Raw genomic sequence first — 19,657 nt, 5'->3', positions numbered from 1 at the left:
GACCCATTTTCGACCTGCTCGTCTGAATTAAGAAAAGGACAATTTTATCCGGAATCTCCCGCCCCGTTCTTCACGGGGAGGGGGGACCGCGAAGCGGTAGGAGGGGTGTTGCCGACAGTGGATAGCCCGCTATCTCTCAGAACTATGGCGCTGTTAGTGACATCTGTCACTTCCTCCCATCGAGTTTGAAGCTCACCCTGTCGCCACATCATCAAAGGTGACAACCGATGCGTAAATTCTTCTGGGCGGCTTTAGGGGCCACGCTCTGCCTCGCCGCCTATGTTCTTTTCAGGCCCCTGATCGTCTGGCCGTTTGGCTGGAACGCCCTTCCGGAAAGGGCCGCCACCGTACCCGCCGAATCTAGCCCGGCTACCGCCTTTCTCAACGAGCAATACGCCACCGGCCGCTATCCCAGCCTGTCGGCCGCCGTCAGTATCGATGGCAAGATCGTATGGTCTCACACTCAGGGCTATGCTGACCTGAAGGCCCTGACACCGGCGACACCCCAAAGCCAGTACCGCATCGGCTCCAGCAGCAAGGCGGTCAATGCCACTCTGGCCGCGATCCTGGTCGCGCAAAACAAGCTCGACCTCGACAAGCCGATCACGAGTTATATCGGCTATTTCCCGGACAAGGGCCACCCGATCACCACGCGGCAACTGCTGTCGCACACCGCCGGCATCCGCCACTACGGCATGTGCTTCTGCGCCCCCATCTGGGACTATGAAAACACCCGCCATTTCGACACCGTTCGCGATGCCGTCGGCACCTTTTCTAACTCAGATCTGTTGTTCGAACCCGGCACCGGCTTTTCCTATTCCAGCTACGGCACCGTCCTGGCCAGCGGCGTCATGGAAGGCGCCGGCGGCGACACCTACCTCAACCTGGTGCAAAATCATGTCGCCGCACCGCTGGGTCTGGCCGGCCTGAAGCCCGACGACCGCACCATTGCCGATGATCATCGCGCCCGTTTTTACGAAGTCGAGAACGGCAACTACCGCGATGCTCTGCCTACGGACGATAGCATCAAGTGGGCCGGAGGTGGCTTCGTCGCCTCGCCACAGGACCTGGCGAAACTGGGCGGCGCCTGGATCGGAAGCGACTTCATACCGCCCAATGTCCGCGACACCTTCTGGGCGCCGCAGACCCTGAACGACGGTACGGTCAATCCCCAAAACTACGCCCTGGGCTGGCGGGTCGGCGAGATCGAGGTTGATGGCAAAATAATCCGTGTCGTTCACCACAACGGTACGGCCAAAGGATCATCCTCCAGTTTCATGCTGTTCCCGGACTATGGTATGGCTGTCAGCGTGATGACCAACAGGGGAATCCAGGGCGGCGAACCGTTTCAGGATTTCGCCAAACAGATCGGTCTCCTTATGCTGAAGGCCGATGGTGCAGATTAAACGCAGACGATTTCTAGGCCTGGCGCTGGATGGACCGACCATCTGGCTGTCCTACCTGATCATGTATGTCTGGCCGTGGTTCCTCGAAAAGCCCAGGCACCTGGACTGGCAAGCCTCCCTGGCGGCCCTGCCGGTGTTTCTGATCGCCTATTACGGTTCCTTCGACCTGCGCGGCCGTGCCGCCTGGCCTGGCATCGCCGTCATCGCCGCCATCTCCCTCGGGCTGGGGCAACTGACCGCGGCGGCCAGTATCATTATGCTGTTCGCGGTCATGATTGCAGTCCAGAGCCAGCGCGGCCGGCCACGCTATCTCTGGCTGGGCGGGTTGGCCGCCGCCACGATCCTGGCCGTCGCCATCGGCTGGGTGTCGTGGATCTTCGGCTTCGGCGTCCTCTTTTTCGGCGGTTTGGCCGCGGCGGCAACGGCCGCCAACAGCCTGCTTCAGGACCAGACCGAAGAGCTGATCCGCGCCCGCGCCCAGGCCGAAGCCCTGGCGGTCATGGGCGAGCGCGAGCGCATCTCGCGAGACCTGCACGACATTGTCGGTCATGCCTTTTCGACCGTCGTTCTGAAGTCCGACCTGGCCTCCCGGGTCATCGACGGCGAACCGGAACGCGCCCGGTCGGAACTGGAGGCCATCAACGCGGTCGGCCGCGAAGCGCTCCAGGAGATCCGCTCGGCCATCCGCGGCCTGAACCAGTCGACCCTGATCGCGGCCACCGGCCACGTCCGCGCCCTGCTCGAAGCCGCCGATATCCAGTTGACGTTTTCCAACACCGCCGGACCTCTGCCGCCGCCACTGGAGCACGCCGTCGCCATGGTCATGCGGGAAGCCGTGACCAACGTCGTCCGTCATGCCGGGGCGACCGCCTGCACCATCGATATCCGCCGCGACCACGCGACTCTTTGCCTTGAAATCCGTGACGACGGCCGTGGCGGCACCATCGTCTTCGGCAATGGACTGGATGGCATAAGCCGGCGGGGCGGTGACCTCGGTGGGACGGTTGCCATCGAAGCCGCCCAGGGTGTGACAGTGGCAGCCCGCTTTCCGGTGGGGGCGCCGTCATGATCCGTATCCTGGTGGTGGAAGACCAGGCCCTGGTCCTGGGCGCGATCGCCAGCCTTCTGGAATTGGAGAATGACTTCACCGTGGTGGGGACAGCGCCCAACGGCCGCGTCGCGCTGGACATGATGGCGGACTGCCGGCCGGACTTGGTGGTCAGCGATATCGAGATGGCCGACATGGGCGGGATTGACCTGGCCCTGCACCTGCAACGGGTGGCGCCGGGAACGGCTGTGGTCATGATCACTACCTTTGCCCGACCGGGTTACCTGCAACGTGCCCTGGCGGCCGGCGTGCGCGGCTATCTGCTGAAGGACACGCCGTCACGCGAACTGGCGCAGATTATCCGCCGGGTCATGGCGGGTGAAAAGGTTATCGACCCGCAACTTGGCGACCTGTCTCAAACCGGTGACCCACTCAATGACCGTGACCGCGAACTTCTGCGGTTGGCCGAGCAGGGCCACAGCAACAAGGCCATAGCCCGCATGCTGGACAAGGCGCCGGGAACGATCCGCAACCATCTGTCCGAGGTGTTGCAGAAGCTGAATGCTGTCAACCGCATCGATGCCTGCCGTATCGCGCGCCAGATGGGCTGGCTCTGAGTTAAACCGCTTTCGCGATGTTTAGACCGCAGGCCGACCTCGTGAAAGAACAAGAAGCAAAACCGAGCGCTGGGCCGCTCCCAAGCGACGGTTTTTCGATATCTTTCTGTTGGTCTTCTCACGAAAAAGTACACTGAGCGAAGCGAGGGACTTTTTCGTGAAGAAAAACAGCCTCCGGCGCTTGCACTCGCCGGAGGCCCAGTTTGGGTCAAAGGGTTGAGACTTGGAACTTTGACCGATCTTGAAAAAACTACTGCTGCCCCGCGAACTTGGCATAGGCCGAAGGACTGCGGTCCCACACCTGCTTGTCGCGCAACGACCGCAGCAGCTTGACATATTCGGCGTGCGACCAGGCCAAGGGCGTGGCGCCATCGATGCCTTCGCCCAGCACATAGTTGTGCGGCTGGTTGCTGCCGATGCCGTCGAACACCTGCTCAGGGATCATCAGCCCGTCATTGGCGAAGAGCTCCATGCCCTTGACATAGACGCCACGGATGGCGTCGACATCGCCTTGTGTAGCGCCGCCCGGCTTCATCGCCGCAACCGCCAGATCGTAGTGACCGCGCTCGCCGGTGAAGATAGGCCATATCCGGCCACGCTGGCTGGGGTGCATTTGTCCGTTCACGGAGTAATTACCGCCTTCGGTGCGATCGCCATAGCCGTCGTTGCCGTAGCGGCGGAAGCCGGGCACGGCCACGTCCGAGCCTGCGAACTTGAAATCATAACGGACTCTCAGGTTTTCCGGCAGGTTCTGGTCGTCGATAATGGTCAGAGACTGGACGATATGCGCATCGTCGGCCTTGCGCACGCCATAGCGCACCAGTTCAATAAAACCCTGGTCGACCATCAGGTCGGAAGCTAGCCCGGCGCGGCCGTTGCGCTCGTCCTGGACCCCCGGATTGTTGGCATCGTCCGAACGCGAAATGCGCAGATAATAGCTGGCCGGTTTGTCGGCACCGCGGATCTTGCCCGAGGTCGTAAACAGCCGCTGTTCCAGTTTTTGCGAGTAGTCGGCCGCCTTCGCCGAGAACTCCGCCGCGCCGGCTGTGTCGCCGGCCTCGGTGGCGATATCGGCGGCAGCGGCCAGGCCGGCAATCAACGCAGCGGTGGTCGACGGCGAATGACCTTCCTGCTCTTCCCAGCGTTCCTGTTGGGCGTAGGGCGGGGTGATGGTGGCGTGATTCCAATCCAGCCCAATCGTGCCGCCGCGCGACAGGAACTCAGCAGCCGGCTTCAGCATCGAACTGTAGGACGACAGCAGTTCATCTTTCGAGATCAGGTTCAGCTCGGCCAGACGGGCGCCAAGCAGGATGGGCATGGCGGTCTGGTCGAGCTGAATTCCGACCCATTCCGGCGTGCCGTCGACATGGGCTTTTTGCAGGAACCAGCCCGTGGCGCCGGTATTGCCCGGCGTGTCCTTGGTCACCTGGACGGTCGGAAGGTAGCGATACGCGGCAACCGGCGTTTCCCGGTCACCCAGGGCGGCCATCGCCATGGCGACCTGATAGAAGTCGCGCGGCCACACGCCCTTATAACCGGTGGCCGAAACGTCAGTATAGACGGTGTCGCCCCATGGATTGCTGAGCGAGGCGATCAGCCCGCCGGCCTTGGTCTTGTCTTCCTGCACCTTCAGCGTCAGGGCTGAGGCATAGAGCAGCTTGCCGTTGTCTTCCGACACAGGGACCAGGCTCTTCAGCTCGGACAGCGAAGCCAGATAGTCTTCCCAGCCGATGGCGGCGCCCGTGCCATTGTAGTTGGCCAGGGTCTTGGCATAGCCGGTCTTGCGTGTCGCCTGAGCCTCGTCAAAAGCCGCATCGGCGTCGGCGCCGAAGCCGACGAACAGGTCGAAGGTGCTGCTTTTCGTCACGACAGGCAACTGACCCAGCAAGACGATATTGCCCTTGTGCTCGGCCGTGCTGTGCAGGGCGAACAGTTGCTGGTGATTGCTCAGATCCTTCAAGCCGTCGGTGACGCCGGTATAGCCGACGCTTGCCTTTTTGAAGGGGACGCTGGCGGTCATGGCCAGAGCGACCTTGCCCTGCCAGGCCGACAGGACATCGACATTGGCCTTGCCTTCATCGTCACCCGAAGTGTTGGCAGCCGACGGGTCGAGGACGACCCAGGGTGTCACCGGACCTTTCAGCGCCTTGACCGTCACGCGGGTCACCAGGGTCTGATGATCCGGATCGGTGAAGATCTCTTTGATAATGACGAAGCGACCCTGCTTGTCGGTATTGGTCAGGCGATAGGCGGGCGACAGCGGGCGTCCGTCCTTGTCGGTATGGATGTAGGCAATCTGCGAGGTGGTGTCGGTTTTTTCGAACGCCGTCCAGCCGTCGCCGGTGACGGCAATCTGCATCTCACGAATCTGGGCGTGGTGGATCAGGCCGTACATGGTCTCGGTTACGATGCCATCCGCCAAAGAGAACCACACCTTGGAGACCTTGCCGGTGGCCGCCTTGTCAGTGAACTGAAAATTCTTGTAAGCTTCGTAGGACGTGCCGATGCCGGTCTTGGCGGCATAGGCCCAGGGCGAAGGTTTGCCCGGTCCGTCGGTCGCCTTGCCGCCGGCATTGAGCGTCGGATTGTGGTTGGGGATGACCTCATCCTCAGCCGCAAAGCCTGGTGCGGCAAAGCCTGCCGCCGTCAGGGCGATCAGACTGACCGCCGCGGCCCACCAGCTTGAAATCCGTTTAGACATACGCCTCTCCTGCACCCGTCCTCATCGCGGCCTTTCTGGCCGTTCGTTTGTGTCGGGTCTGATTATGTTGGTCGGGCGGGGCCATACATCCGGTCCCGCTCTGTTTTTTGCGATAGTATGCAAATTTGACCGCTGAGTCGCGATGCATACGTATTCACGCCGTCAAATATTTATGCACACGACTTAAGTTTCTGAAAAAGCATAAAAAAATCCCCTTGCCCGAAACCGGACAAGGGGAAGTTTGTGTTGAGAAGATACCACTTACAAAGTCTGCACCCTGTAATTGGCGTATTCCGGTTGCGTCACAACAACCGGAATGTCGGACAGGTGTGACTTGCGACGCTCGAACAGCCGAAAACCGCACCTGAAACTCGCTGTAAACGTTTACAGTCGGACCCCAAAACGAAAGAAGCGCCTATGTTTGGCTTGCGCCAGACGCTTCTTGTAGGCCAAACGGCAAAAAAGCTTACAAATTCGTCCCCACATTTGCATGGATCAGTTTGCAATGCAACGTCCAAGATTTACGAAATTTCAGAATCTTGCGGTGAATACGTATGCAGCTGGACAGTCAAAGCCTTTCCCGCTTTGGTTAATTCGCACCTGTCGTCAGGACGGGACCGGAGGATCCAGCATGCGTTTCAGCGTGATTTTGGGTGGGCTGTTGTCGCTGCTGGCCACGGGTGTTGAGGCGGCCCCGCGGCTCGACCACCATGCCAGGGTACCATCGCAAAATGTCGAGCCGCGCGACATCACGGTGTGGGTGCCCGATGCCTGCCAGGGGGTGATCCGTTGTTCGGTGCTCTATATGATGGACGGGCAGAACGTCTTTACGCTCTCACCGTACAGCGGCGCCGACTGGGGGGTTGCCGATGCCCTGCCGAAACTGATGGCGGAGCACAAGGTGCCGCCGACCATTGTCGTGGCGGTCGACAACATCGAGGCGCGGACGCGCGAATATATGCCGCAGAGGGTCTATGATCTGATGCCAACGGACTACCAGGCGCGTATCCGCGCCTTCGAAGGCGACCAGCCGCCCAATTCCGATGCCTTCCTGAAATTTCTGGTCACCGAGCTCAAACCCTTTATCGACAAAACCTATCCGACTGTGACCGGGCCGGAGGGCACGGTGATCATGGGCTCGTCCATGGGCGGTCATATCGCACTGTATGCCCAGGGCGAATATCCGGACGTTTTTGGCGCCTCGGCCTCACTGTCCATGCCATGGCTGATGGCTGGCTGGGCGAAGGACGCGGCCGGTGTCGCCGCCGATCGCCGGACCGTCACGGAGGGCTGGCGGGCGTGGCTGGCGTCCAGCCGTCTGCAGGCGGGGCGCAATCGCATCTATACCGATCAGGGCACGCTTGGGCTGGACGACGAGTTCACCCCCTACATGGAGGGCGTGACCACGATGTTCCTCAACCGGGGGTGGGACGCGGTGCATTTCCAGAGCCGGGTTTTCCCCGGCACCAAGCATAGCGAAAAGGACTGGCGTAAGCGCATCGCCATCCCTTTGGTCTTCGTTCTAAATCGATGAAAATTTTTTCATAAATAGGAAAGCACTTGCTTTGGAAGGGTAAATCAGGCTCCTTTGCGCCTAATCAAAGGCAGGGTGGCGTAAGATGGACGCGAACAAGGGCAAGATCCGGCTGGAAGATCTGGCGAAGATCGCCGGGGTTTCGGTGGCGACCGTGTCGCGCGCCCTCAATGACTCGCCGGCCGTCAACCGTGTCACCAAGCGCCGCGTCTGGAAGATCGCCCGCGACCACAATTACGTCCTGAACCAGGACATGCCGATGTCGATGTCGGGATCCCAGGCCACCATCGCCATTGTGATCCCGCCGCCCCATGGCCGCGAAGGCCGGTTTTCTGATCCCTTCTACCTCGAAATGATCTCGGGCGTCGGTGAGGCGGCGCGCGACATGGGCTGCGACCTGCTGCTGTCGCACCTGACGCCGCGGTCGCAGAACGACCTCGTCACTCTGATGCAGAACATCAAGGCCGATGGCGTCATCTTCCTGGGCCAGAGCTACCTGCACGACCGCTTCAACCATCTGGCCGGCTCGACCAACAAGTTCATCGTCTGGGGCCAGGAACTGCCGGGTCAGAAATACTGCACGGTGGGGTCCAACAACCTGCAGGGCGGGGCCCGGGCGACGGCGCACCTGGCGCGGCTGGGGCGCACCCGCATCGCCTATTTCGGTGAAACCGAAGGCATCGAGATGAAGCTGCGCTTCCAGGGCTATCTCAATGTGTTGGCGGAAAGCGGTCTGGATTACGATCCGCGCCTGGTGGTCCCGACCCATTTCGAAATGGCCTCGGCCGAAGCCGCCGTGCTGAACCTGCTGAACAAGGGTGTCACCTTCGACGGCCTCTTCGCCTGTTCCGACATCATCGCCTTCGGGGCCATCCGTGGATTGATGCGCGCCGGCCTCAAGGTACCCAAGGACGTGTCGGTGGTCGGTTATGACAATATCCAGCTCGCGAGCCTGACCCATCCGTCCCTGACGACGATCTCGCAGGACCTGGCCCGGGCTGGCAAGCTGATGGTGTCCAAGCTGATCGGTTCGATCTCCAACGACGAGACCCATTCCGAGATTGTCGCAACGGAGCTGGTTGTCCGCGAATCCTGCGGCGGCTAGAGCAAAGCACGTTTACACGGAATCACCGTGTAAACGGGCGGAGCGTGCAAACTTAAAATTAGAGCGGGCTGCGTTCCGCCCAAACGTTTCTATCAGAGTGCAGCCCGCTTTAACAATCGTTTGCAGCCAGAATCATCCAAGGCATACCGCCTGCCACTTTCGGCGCGTATCCATCGCGCTAAAAGGGTAGCGCTAACATTTGCCGAAATGATCCCGGGTAAGCGCTGTCAAAGCCAAAAAGGCCGACAAACTCCTCAAGTTTGCATTAATTTGCAATTTTTTGCAATTTTCGTCAAAAATTCTGCCGCGAGGCCTTTTCGTGCAAGGCGTGCGCGAACTCAGGCCTTTGTGCCGTAAAACTCGGACATAAGGGCTCTTTTGCTGCAAATGCGTCACCTGAAAGTCACAACATTACGATTTGTTTAAACAAACGACTGCAAAATTTTGCAAAGCCTTGCAAAAAGAACCGTGTTGTAGTGATAGTCAGCCAACAGCACCGGAAGAGTGTGTTTTAGGGTTGAGATACATGGCGCAGCGCCGCGGCTCATACGCCGGCGCACGCCGATATCGTCGAAACGACACCAGGAGGAAGTTCAAATGAAAAATTCTAAGGGTCACTCCGGGGCGCTGCGTGCACGCCTCCTGACCTGCGGCGCAACGGCGGCCCTTCTGACCGCCTGCGTCTTCGCGGCACCGGCCATGGCGCAGGACGCTCCGGCGGCCGCGCCCGATGAAGGCCAGGCTATCGTCATCAGCGGCATTCGCCGCGGTATCCAGGACGCCATTTCGGTCAAGAAGCGCTCGTCGCAGATCGTCGAAGCCGTCTCGGCCGAAGACATCGGCAAGCTGCCCGACGCCTCGATCGCCGAATCCATCGCCCGCCTGCCCGGCATCGCCGCCCAGCGCACCAACGGCCGCGCCCAGTCGCTGTCGATCCGCGGCCTGGGTCCCGACTATACGGTCACGACCCTAAACGGCCGTGAGCAGGTTTCGACGTCGGACAACCGCTCGGTCGAATTCGACCAGTATCCGTCGGAACTGATTTCGCAGGTGCTGGTCTATAAGACGCCGAACGCCGGCATGGTCAGCCAGGGCCTGGCGGGTACCGCCGACCTGCTGACCGTCCGTCCGCTGGCCTATGGCAAGCGCGCCGCCGCCATCAACCTGCGCGGCGAACTGAACAGCGAAGAGGCCGCCATCGGCGGCATGAAGAATAGCGGCAATCGCTTCTCGGCCACCTACATCGACCAGTTCATGGACGGTAAGGTCGGTCTGGCCCTGGGCTTTGCTCACACCGACTCGCCCTATCAGGTCCAGAAGAAGGAGCCCTGGGGTGACGGCGGCTATCCGACCTGCGGCACGCCGCTAAATCCGAACAACGGTGGCCCCTGCCTGCCGGCGGATCAGAACAAGCTGATCCTGGGCGGTGAAAAGGACGGCATCATTTCGTCCAACCTGACCCGTGACGGCTATATGGGCGTCCTGGAGTTCAAGCCGAACGACCAGCTTCATATCACCATCGACGCCTACCACTCTGACTTCCGCGAACTGCAAAAGATCGCCCGTCTCGAATATCCGCTGCGTTGGAGCGGCGCGACCCTGCAGCCCGGTTACACGGCCGGCAATACCTTCATCACCCATGGCGTCTTTACCGGCGTCAAGGCCGTGGTCGAAAACTACACCAACGAACGCGAGGCCAAGCTCGACTCGCTGGGCTTCAATGTCGACTACGACCTGAACGATCACTGGAACCTGGTGGCCGATGTCGCCGTGTCGAAAGTCGAACGCGACGACCTGATCCTGGAATCGACCGCCGGCACCGGCCCGTCGGGCCAGGGCGCCACCGACACCATCACCTTCGACACACCGGATAGCTACGGTTTGTCGACCCTGAAGGGCGTGATCGACTATTCCAACTTCAACACCGTCTTCCTGACCGATCCGGGTGGTTGGGGTGGTCCGGCCAATCGCGCCGGCTATGTCAAGGCGCCACATATCGAAGACGAGCTGACGACCATCAAGCTGGCAGCCAAGCGCCGCATCGATGACGGCTTCTTCTCGGGCGTGGCCTTCGGTGTCAACCAGAACCACCGCACCAAGGACAAGAAGGGCGTCGAAGGCTTCATCATGCTGAAGACCGCCCCGGCCGTTGTGGTTCCGGAAAAGTACCGCCTGGGTGTGACCGACGCCTCTTTCCTGGGCGGTGTCTCGGGCATGATCTCCTATGACGGCCTGGCCATGTGGAAGGACGGCTTCTTCAACTTCCAGCAGGACACCAGCCAGGATGCGGTCAAGAAGACGTGGAACGTCGATGAAACCGTCACCACCCTGTTCGTCAAGGCCGACATTGACAGCGAACTGTTTGGCGTGCCGCTGACCGGCAATATCGGCCTGATGCATCAGAAGGCCGAACAGACAGCGAAGTCGTATTTCACGGACGGCACCGCCTCCGGGACGAAGCTTCGCCAAGAAAGTGCCGAGTATGACGACCTGCTGCCGTCCGTCTCGCTGAACTTCGCCGTGGCAGACGATATGACCCTGCGTATCGGCGCCGGCACCACCATCGTCCGTCCGCGGATGGACGACATGGCCGCGGGTGTCGGCTACGGTCCGACCTCGGACAATGCGCAACCGGTTATCTTCAACGGCCAGCAGTACTACTGGTCGGGCAGCGGCGGTAACCCCGGTCTGAAGCCGTGGAAGGCCAACGCCTTCGACATGTCGCTGGAAAAATATTTCGGGCGTAAGGGCTATGTCTCGGCGGCGATCTTCCACAAGGACCTGACCTCCTACATCTTCAACCAGACCATCCTGCGCGACTATTCAGGCGTGCCGCTGACGAACGCCAACTGCTTTAATAACAACGTGTTTGTCTGTACCCAGGCCGACGCCAAGCGCACAGGCACCGTCTCGGTGATGCAGAACGGTACGGGCGGCTGGATCAAGGGTCTGGAACTGTCGGCCTCCATCCCGGGTGAAATGATCTGGCAACCGCTGAACGGCTTCGGCATCGTCATGTCTGCGGCCTTTAACGACAGCGAGATCAACCCGTCGGGCACCAACCCGATTCAGCTGCCGGGCCTTTCGGAAAAGGTGGTCAACACGACCATCTATTACGAAAACCACGGCTTCTCGGCCCGGATCTCCAACCGTTACCGCGGCGAGTTCCTCGGCGAAGTGCCGGACTACACCAACAGCCTGCAAAGCCGTTATGTCGCCGAAGAATCGCTGATCGACGCCCAGGTCAGCTACGAGTTCCAGGAAGGTTCCCTGAAGGGCCTGACCCTGTCCTTCTCGGGCACCAACCTGACCAACGAGCCGTTCGTCCTGTATACCCAGGGCAACCCGGCCAACATCATGCGCCATGAACTCTATGGCTCGACCTACCTGTTCGGCGTGAACTACAAGTTCTACTAAGCCGATCTGTCGTCGAAAACGACACCTGCCGGTTTCGCGACCGGCAGGTGTTTTTCTGTGCGGAATTCGCCAGGTAATCGTATTCATCGACAGACGTTTACGGTTGCGCTGGCTTTTTAAGATGCCGCGTGGAAAGTGAACCTCCACCTTTGGCATGAGGCTCCAGGCTGTCTTATGAGCGAACATCTGATCAAAAACGTCGTCGTTCTGGGTGGCGGCACCGCCGGCTGGCTGAGCGCGGCCATGCTGGCCAAGACGTGGGGCCGGTCGATTAATCTCACGGTCGTCGAATCCGACGACATCGGCACGGTCGGGGTCGGTGAAGCCACCATACCGCCGCTCACCAAGCTTTTGATGTATCTCGGCATCGACGAGAACCAGTTCCTGTCGCGGGTCCAGGGGACCTTCAAGCTGGGCATCGAATTCATCGACTGGTACGAAAAAGGCCAGAGCTACATGCATGCCTTCGGGGCGCCCGGTCAGGCCCTGGGCATCCTGCCCTTCTACCAGTACTGGCTGGTGCAAAAGCTGCGTGGTCACGACATCAATCTGTGGGACTATTCCCTCAACACCCTGGCGGCGCGGCAAAACCGCTTTGCCCGCCTCAAACAGGTGCCCAACACCTCCATGGAGGGCATCGACTATGCTTTCCAGTTCGACGCCGGCCTGATGGCGCAGTTCCTGCGTATGGGTTGCGAGAATTCCGGCGTCAAACGGATCGAAGGCAAGGTCTCGGGCGTCAATCTGCGTTCCGAGGACGGCTTTATCGAGTCGCTGACCCTGGAAAGCGGCCAGGTCGTCGAGGGCGAGATGTTCATTGACTGCTCGGGCTTTCGCGGTGTGCTGATCGAGGACGCGCTCAAAGCTGGATATGTCAACTGGCAGCATTGGTTGCCGTGCGATCGCGCGGTGGCGATGCCGACGACCTCGGTCGGGCCGCTGAAACCCTATACCCAGGCGCGCGCCCATGGTTGCGGCTGGCAGTGGCGGATCCCGCTGCAACACCGCGTCGGCAACGGCCACGTCTTTTGCAGTCAGTATCTGAGCGACGACGATGCCACGAAAACCCTGCTGGACCATGTCACCGGCGACGCCCTGGCCGAACCACGGGTTTTGAAGTTCGTCACCGGCCGGCGCAAACAGTCCTGGGTCAAGAACTGCCTGTCCTTAGGGCTGGCATCGGGCTTTATGGAGCCGCTGGAATCCACCAGCATCCATCTAGTGCAATCGGGCATGACGCGGTTTTTGCGGTTGTTCCCGGACCGGCGGTTCAATCCGTTGGAAATCGCCGAATACAACCGCCAGACGGCGCATGAGTATGAGCTGATCCGCGACTTCCTGGTGCTGCATTACAAGTCGACGACGCGCAACGACACGCCGTTCTGGGACTATTGTCGGACTATGGAGATTCCGGACACCCTGGCGCACAAGATCGAGTATTTCCGCCAGCACGGCCGGCTGCTGATCGAGGACGAGGACCTGTTCAAGGAAACCAACTGGGCCCAGGTGCTGATCGGCCAGGGCGTGATGCCGGGCGCTTCGGCGCCGCTGACCGGCGCGATCGGCGAGGATGACCTGAGCGAGTTCATGACGAACCTGCGGATCATCCTGGACCGGACGGTCAGCGGCATGCCGGATCATGCCGCCTTCGTGAAGCAAAACTGCCCGGCAGTGGTTTAGTACTCGGCCAGAACCTCAAAGCCGCCCATGATCAGGCGCTTGCCGTCAAATGGCATGTCCATGCTGGCCATGGCGGGGTCTTCCATCATTTTTTTTGTTGCCGGCGTCGCGGGTGGCCTTGTCGGGCCATTCGACCCAGGAAAACAGCACGGTTTCACCGGGCTCCAGTTTTACCGCCATGGGAAAGGACGTGACCTTGCCGTCGGGCACGTCGTCACCCCAGCATTCCACGACGCGCAAGGCGCCATGGGCCTTGGCGAGTTCGTTGTAGACCTTTGAGCCAGCCTTGTAGACGTCCTTGTTGGCGGTGGGGATCGGGATCAGAAAGCCGTCGATATAGGTCATGGCACAGTCTCCTTGGTTGGGTGGAGCCCTGTCTTAGGCCGGCGGGGCGGTCAGAAACAGTCAGCAACCGACGGCATGGCTACACAAGGCCGTGAGACAAAAAAACAGGCGCGTCCCGAAGTCCGTGCCTGTTCGTGTCGATTATGGTCAAAGCCCTTCGAGGTTAGGCCTTCGCCTTGACCCGCTTCTTGCCGCGCTTGCCGCCCTTGGGACGGTTCAGGCGCACCACCTTGTTTTCCTCGACGGCGTCGAAGGGGCGCGGGTAGTTGACGCTGCGCGGCCCCAGGCCGAACAGCGACGCCATCGGCGCATCGTCGAGAAACACGGTGTCCGTTTCGCCATAGCCGTTGAAGCGCGTGCCCATGGTGACGCCATAGGCGCCCAGCATGCCGATTTCGACATAGTCGCCTTCGTTGACGTCGTCCGGCAGCCAGAACGGCCCCGGCATGGAGTCGATGGAATCACAGGTCGGGCCGTAGAAGCGGAACGGCTTCAACGTATCGGTCTCGGCCTCATCCTGACGATGCAGGCGCACTGGGAAGGGCCATTTCGCATGGGTGGCGTCGAACAGATTTCCGTACGAACCGTCGTTCAGATACAGCGCATCGCCCTTGCGCAGTTCGACCTTGGTCAGCACCGAGGTCGACTCGGCGACCAGAGCGCGGCCGGGTTCGGCCCACAGTTGGGTTTCTTCGTGCACCTTCATCTCGTCAAAGGCGCGGTTGATGACGTCCATATATTCCGACAGGGCCGGGGGCACCATGCCGGGATAGACCGACGGGAAGCCGCCACCGACATCGACGACGTCGGCGAAGACGCCGGCGCGGACCAGGGCGCGCGAGGCGGCGGCCATGGCGGCGGCATAGGCGGTCGGACGCATGCATTGCGAGCCGACATGGAAGCTGACGCCCATCAGATCCTGGGTGGCCTGGCGTGCCGCCATCAACAGGGACGGGGCGTCGTGGGCCTGAACGCCGAACTTGTTGGTCAGCGGCAGATTGGAGCCTTCGCCCGATGTGGCCAGGCGGACGATCAGGTTGAGGTCACGGGCACCGCCGGTGGCGTCGAGGATCTTGCGCAGTTCCTCGTGGGTATCCAGGCTGAACGTGCGGACACCGAAATCGAAATAGGCCTGGGCGATCGAGACGCGGCTCTTGACCGGGTGCATGAAGGCCAGGCGCGCGGTCGGCAGGGTCGAACGGACCAGCTCGACCTCATTCAGCGAGGCGACATCGAAGGAGCGCACACCGGCCGCCCAAAGGGTTTCCAGGACCCAGGGTGACGGATTGGCTTTGACGGCGTAAAAGACGTCGCCTTTGAAATTTTGCTGGAACCAATGCGCGGCAGTTGTAACGGGACGACGGCGCACGAGGGCGACGGGTCGTTCCGGTGGCTGCTTGCGGACCAGGTCCAGGGCGGAAGTGATGTGATCCACTTCGGTTCCCCGATTTTCGTGTTGAAACCCAGACCGGCGTTAGCAGCGTTACAATGAACTCTAGGGGTCCGCCGGAAGAACGGGGAACATAGTGATATAGGCCCGTATGTAAAGACTTATTTGGGATTTTTTGTGACCGCTGCGATCACGATTTTACGCTTTTTCCCGGTTATCGCCTATAGAAGTTCCAAGCGCCCTCCTCTCCACGAAGTGGGGAGGGGAACCGCGAAGCGGTGGAGGGGTATCTTTCTTGCTTACTTCAACGGCCGCGCCGCAACCCCTTCATTCGTCATCACAACCGGCTTGATCGTGCCGTCGTCGTTAAAATAGAGATGCTCGATTGCCAGTTCGCGATCATTGCCGTCGTCCTTACCCAGCGGCCGGCGGTGACAGGCAATATACCAATCGTCCGTACCCGGAATATTGACGACCGAGTGATGGCCCGCGCCTTTTGCGATGTGCGTATCCTGCTCCAGGATGGTGCCGACGCGCTTGAACGGTCCGAACGGTGACGCACTCATGGCATAGGCAACCCTGTAGTCCGGCCCGGTCCAGTCGCCTTCCGACCACGTCAGGTAGTAGACGCCCTTGCGCTTGACCATGAAGGAGCCCTCGACATAGGCCGGGTCGGGCGTGATCTCCTTGTAAAGCTCTCCGTCGGGAAAGGGCACGACGCTGAGCAGGTCATCGGCCAGCTTGACCACGTTGCAGTGTTTCCAGCCGCCGTAATACAAGTAAAACTGGCCGTCGTCGTCGCGAAAGACCATCTGGTCGATCGGCTGGGCGCCGTTATGGATCTGGCCGATCAGTGGCCGGCCCAAAGCGTCCCTGAAGGGGCCTTCCGGGCGGTCAGATACGGCAACACCGATCCCGCCCAGTTGGTTGTTGGTCTTGATATCGTTGGCGCCGAAGAAGAGATAATACTTGCCATTGTGCGCAATCGCCGACGGTGCCCAGACGGCATAGGCCGCCCACGCCACGTCCTTGATGTCCAGAGCGTGCGAATGCTTGTTCCAATGCACCAGGTCGTCCGACGAAAAGACGTTGAGGAAGGTCTGCGCTAGGAAGGGCGACCAGATGCCGGGCTGGTTGCGCTGCCACGCCTGGCCGGCGGTGAAACCGTTCGACACATCCGACGCGCCAAAGTGGTTGGAATAGGTCGGATAGATCCAGTACCTGCCCTCAAAGATGCGGATCTCGGGATCGGCGTACCACCCCGGCACGATGGGGTTACCGGCATGCGCCGCGGTGGCGGACAGTGCGAGCATCAGGGGAATCAGGAGTCTGCGCATGCTTGCCTCATGGGATGGACGGCATCCGTCGCGAATTGCAGGAAGATTAGCGAGACCAAGCCTCTTGCCCAAAACTGCCAGAAACGGGCACTTTCCTGAAAAGCATGAGGCATCATCAAAAGTCAAATTTCCACGGATGGACGCCATGTTCCCTATTTTCCGTGCTGTCTGGTGATTTGCATCGCAACAAAATTGCCGTGTGCAGCGCTTCCCCCATTGCCCTGCGGCCAAATCGTTAATATGACTGTTACAAGGTCCGTGTATGCGGATTAGTGGTGTGCGTGCCGCCAACAACGGCCAAGGGTAGTGTGGATGACGGCGCCTCTCGTCGAAGTGACATCGGTCAGCAAGACCTTCACCCGCAAGGCGGCCGCCGCGGGTGGTAACACGACTTTCAAAGCCCTCGACAATGTCTCCTTCGTGATGACGAAGCCAGAGCGCGTGGCGCTGATCGGGCCGTCGGGTTCGGGCAAGTCGACGCTTTTGCGCTCGATTTCCGGCCTGCATACCATCGACAAAGGCAAGGGCGCCGTTTCGGTCATGGGCCGTGTGGTGCAGAAGAATGGTTCGCTGGCTTCCGATGTCCGCGCCACCCGTTCGCGCATGGGCATGATCGCCCAGCAGTTTAATCTGGTCGGCCGCCTGTCGCTGTTCACCAATGCCGCGCTGGGGTTCCTGGGCAAGGTGTCGGGCCTGCGTGGCTTTCTGGGGATGTGGACGGCGGACGAAAAGCAGGCCGTCATGCGCGCCCTGGACCATGTCGGGGTGGCGCAGTTCGCCGGCCAGCGCGCGAATACGCTCTCAGGCGGCCAGCAACAGCGGGGTGCCATTGCCCGTGCTATCGTTCAGGGGGCACAGATCGTCCTGGCTGATGAGCCTGTTGCGTCCCTGGACCCCGTCACCGCGCGCAAGGTGATGAAGCTCCTGGTCAATCTCAATGAAGCAGACGGTGTCGGCGTCATCGTCACCCTGCACCAGGTCGACTACGCCAAGCTCTACTGCGACCGCATCCTGGCGCTTAAAGAGGGCAAGGTCGTTTATGACGGGCCCGCATCGGGCCTGGACGACGAAACTTTGAAAAACATTTACGGCGCCGAATTCGAGGACGCCTTCTGGGGAGAGGCCAAGGCATGACCCAATTTACGCGCCAATTCGTTCTGACGGGCCTGTTCGGAGCTGCCGGCGCCACTTTGGTGGGCTGCGACAAGCCCTCTGCCGGCGGCAAACAGGTCGTCAATTTTTCGGTTCTGTCGGTCGAAAAGTCGCAGACCCTGAACGATCTGTGGATGCCGTTCTTCGACGATATGCGCAAGCAGACCGGTCTGGAGATCAATCCCTATTTCGCGCCGGACTACACCGCCCTGATCGAGGCCATGCGCTTCAAGAAGGTGCAGGCGGGTTGGTTCTCCAACGTGCCGGGCCTGGACGCCATCCGCCTGGCTGACGGCGAGGTGTTTGCTGAGACCACCTATCCCGAAGGGTTTGCGGGTTATTACTCGATCATCATCGTCAAGGCCGATTCGAAGCTGACCATTGACGACGTGTTGAAGTGCGACAAGAGCCTGAATTTCGGTATGGGCGACGCCAAGTCGACCTCGGGCACCCAGGCGCCGCTTTATTACCTGTTTCTGCCGAAGAAGGTCGAACCCAAGACCTGTTTCAAGACCGTGCTGCAATCGGGCCATGGTCAGAACATCCAGGCCGTCGCCAATGGCGTGCTGGATGCAGCGACCAATAACACCACGGCCCTGGTCGACCTGGAAAGCCGCGATCCCGAATTGCGCAAGAAGGTCAAGGTGATCTGGCAGTCGCCCGAGGCCCTCCCCAACGACGTGATCATCTACCGCAAGGATCTGGATCCGGTGATCAAGGAGAAGCTGCGTTCGTTTTTCCTGTCCTATGGCCGGGCGCCGGGCGCTGAAGGCGAACGCCAGCTCAATGTTCTCAAACCTCTGGTCCTGGGGGGCTTCATTCCCGGCGACAACAGCCACTTCATTCCGGTGCGCCTGATGGAAGCCGCCAGCAAGTTGATGGTAGCGCAGCAGTCGGGTGACGCCGAGGCCATCAAGAAGGCCCAGGATGATTACGCGGCGGTCGAAAAGGAAAAGGTGGACCATGACGCCCAGACCTTTAAACAGGCCCCGGCCGATCCCAAATTGCCTGCCATGTCGTCGTCCGCATCATGAGCCAAGGTGACGCCACCGCCCTGACGCCGCCGTCGCCATCGGTCGGTACGCGTGCGACCAATTGGGGTCTGACGATTGCCGTCGTCATCTTGCTGTTCATGGCTTTCAAACCCGCCAAGATCGCGGAGCTGGGCTTGCTGGTCGAAAACTGGCCCAATACGGTCGAGTACACCAAGGGTTATCTGCACCCCAATTTCAAAGACCTGTTCAAGATCTACCTGCCGGAAATGTGGGTGACCATCGCGATCGCTGTATGGGGCACGGTGCTGTCGGTGTTCCTGGCGATCCCGCTGGCCCTGTTGGGGTCCTCGAACATCGCGCCGCAGTGGATCGTCCAACCGGTGCGTCGTTTCATGGACCTGCTGCGGTCGATGAACGAAATCGTGCTGGCGACGGCCTTTTTCGTTGCGGTCGGACCTGGCGCTCTAGCCGGGGTGCTGGCCATGGCGCTGCATAATGCCGGTGTGTTGGCCAAGCTTTTCTCCGAAGCGGTCGAGGCTATCGACAAGGCGCCGGTCGAAGGCGTGCGCGCCACGGGCGGATCGCGGCTGCATGAGGTGATCTGGGGTGTCATCCCGCAGGTGGCGCCGCTGTGGACGTCGTTTGCCTTGTACCGGTTCGAATCGAACGTGCGGTCGTCGACCATACTGGGCCTGATTGGCGCCGGCGGTATCGGGTTCGTGCTGTTCGAAAATATCAAGAGCTTCGATTATCCGGTCACAGCGGCGATCGTCATCGTCATCGTGGTCACTGTGATGCTGATCGATATGGTCTCGGCGCAGATCCGTAAGCGATTGTTGTAAAAGGGTCTTAAGACCAGGGGTCACAGACCCCTGGACCCCACAACCTGTTCGAGCTTGAGATTTCTACATAGCCAAATAAAAAAGGGCC

General features: G+C 60.5%; 14 protein-coding genes. 10 read left to right on the top strand and 4 right to left on the bottom strand.

From position 1 onward, the window contains the following. Positions 1 to 227: 227 nt before the first annotated feature. Genes ABI_RS01715 through ABI_RS01705 form a run of 3 tightly spaced genes read left to right on the top strand, consistent with a single transcriptional unit; the run spans position 228 to position 3,071 of the window. The gene (locus ABI_RS01715) at positions 228 to 1,406 is read left to right on the top strand and encodes a serine hydrolase domain-containing protein (protein WP_006271083.1); all 1,179 of its coding nucleotides are present in this window, start codon (positions 228 to 230) and stop codon (positions 1,404 to 1,406) included. Then, positions 1,393 to 2,475, top strand: coding sequence for a sensor histidine kinase (locus ABI_RS23335; RefSeq protein ID WP_006271082.1), 1,083 nt, complete (start codon positions 1,393 to 1,395; stop codon positions 2,473 to 2,475). The genes ABI_RS01715 and ABI_RS23335 overlap by 14 nt, the downstream gene beginning before the upstream one ends. Further along, positions 2,472 to 3,071, top strand: coding sequence for a response regulator transcription factor (locus ABI_RS01705; RefSeq protein WP_006271081.1), 600 nt, complete (start codon positions 2,472 to 2,474; stop codon positions 3,069 to 3,071). The genes ABI_RS23335 and ABI_RS01705 overlap by 4 nt, the downstream gene beginning before the upstream one ends. 250 nt (positions 3,072 to 3,321) lie before the next feature. Here ABI_RS01705 and ABI_RS01700 read toward each other — a convergent pair whose 3' ends face one another. Continuing rightward, positions 3,322 to 5,772 carry a glucan 1,4-alpha-glucosidase gene (locus tag ABI_RS01700; RefSeq protein ID WP_006271080.1) on the bottom strand — a complete coding sequence of 817 codons (2,451 nt, stop codon included), beginning with the start codon at positions 5,770 to 5,772 and terminating at the stop codon, positions 3,322 to 3,324. A 631-nt stretch (positions 5,773 to 6,403) separates the two neighbouring features. Here ABI_RS01700 and ABI_RS01695 point away from each other — a divergent pair. The 4 genes from ABI_RS01695 to ABI_RS01680 all read left to right on the top strand — a co-directional run bounded on the left by ABI_RS01695 (position 6,404) and on the right by ABI_RS01680 (position 13,508). After that, positions 6,404 to 7,306: an alpha/beta hydrolase gene (locus tag ABI_RS01695; RefSeq protein WP_006271079.1), complete on the top strand. Its 903-nt coding sequence runs from the start codon at positions 6,404 to 6,406 to the stop codon at positions 7,304 to 7,306. A gap of 85 nt (positions 7,307 to 7,391) precedes the next feature. Further along, positions 7,392 to 8,411, top strand: coding sequence for a LacI family DNA-binding transcriptional regulator (locus tag ABI_RS01690; protein ID WP_006271078.1), 1,020 nt, complete (start codon positions 7,392 to 7,394; stop codon positions 8,409 to 8,411). 597 nt (positions 8,412 to 9,008) lie between these two features. Continuing rightward, the gene (locus ABI_RS01685) at positions 9,009 to 11,828 is read left to right on the top strand and encodes a TonB-dependent receptor (protein ID WP_006271076.1); all 2,820 of its coding nucleotides are present in this window, start codon (positions 9,009 to 9,011) and stop codon (positions 11,826 to 11,828) included. 174 nt (positions 11,829 to 12,002) lie between these two features. Continuing rightward, positions 12,003 to 13,508 carry a tryptophan halogenase family protein gene (locus ABI_RS01680; RefSeq protein WP_006271075.1) on the top strand — a complete coding sequence of 502 codons (1,506 nt, stop codon included), beginning with the start codon at positions 12,003 to 12,005 and terminating at the stop codon, positions 13,506 to 13,508. A 45-nt stretch (positions 13,509 to 13,553) separates the two neighbouring features. Here the strand turns inward: ABI_RS01680 and ABI_RS01675 are convergent, their stop codons facing one another. The 3 genes from ABI_RS01675 to ABI_RS01665 all read right to left on the bottom strand — a co-directional run bounded on the left by ABI_RS01675 (position 13,554) and on the right by ABI_RS01665 (position 16,580). Continuing rightward, the gene (locus tag ABI_RS01675; RefSeq protein WP_006271074.1) at positions 13,554 to 13,853 is read right to left on the bottom strand and encodes a DUF1428 domain-containing protein; all 300 of its coding nucleotides are present in this window, start codon (positions 13,851 to 13,853) and stop codon (positions 13,554 to 13,556) included. Between the two features lie 163 nt (positions 13,854 to 14,016). Then, complete coding sequence (locus ABI_RS01670; protein ID WP_006271073.1) at positions 14,017 to 15,288, bottom strand: type III PLP-dependent enzyme; 1,272 nt, start codon at positions 15,286 to 15,288, stop codon at positions 14,017 to 14,019. Positions 15,289 to 15,542: 254 nt separating this feature from the next. Beyond that, positions 15,543 to 16,580, bottom strand: coding sequence for a glycoside hydrolase family 43 protein (locus ABI_RS01665; protein ID WP_040308490.1), 1,038 nt, complete (start codon positions 16,578 to 16,580; stop codon positions 15,543 to 15,545). 312 nt (positions 16,581 to 16,892) lie between these two features. Between ABI_RS01665 and ABI_RS01660 the strand changes: the two genes are divergently transcribed. Genes ABI_RS01660 through phnE form a run of 3 tightly spaced genes read left to right on the top strand, consistent with a single transcriptional unit; the run spans position 16,893 to position 19,569 of the window. After that, a complete protein-coding gene (locus ABI_RS01660; protein ID WP_040308489.1) occupies positions 16,893 to 17,714 on the top strand; it encodes a phosphonate ABC transporter ATP-binding protein in 822 nt (273 codons plus the stop codon). Beyond that, the gene (phnD, locus tag ABI_RS01655; protein WP_006271070.1) at positions 17,711 to 18,766 is read left to right on the top strand and encodes a phosphate/phosphite/phosphonate ABC transporter substrate-binding protein; all 1,056 of its coding nucleotides are present in this window, start codon (positions 17,711 to 17,713) and stop codon (positions 18,764 to 18,766) included. The genes ABI_RS01660 and phnD overlap by 4 nt, the downstream gene beginning before the upstream one ends. After that, positions 18,763 to 19,569, top strand: coding sequence for a phosphonate ABC transporter, permease protein PhnE (phnE, locus tag ABI_RS01650; RefSeq protein ID WP_006271069.1), 807 nt, complete (start codon positions 18,763 to 18,765; stop codon positions 19,567 to 19,569). The genes phnD and phnE overlap by 4 nt, the downstream gene beginning before the upstream one ends. The last annotated feature ends 88 nt before the right edge of the window (positions 19,570 to 19,657 follow it).

Origin of the sequence: Asticcacaulis biprosthecium C19, from assembly GCF_000204015.1 — a bacterium.
GTDB lineage: Bacteria > Pseudomonadota > Alphaproteobacteria > Caulobacterales > Caulobacteraceae > Asticcacaulis > Asticcacaulis biprosthecius.
Note: the sequence above shows the minus strand (reverse complement) of the source record. Positions and strands in the feature narration are given on the sequence as shown.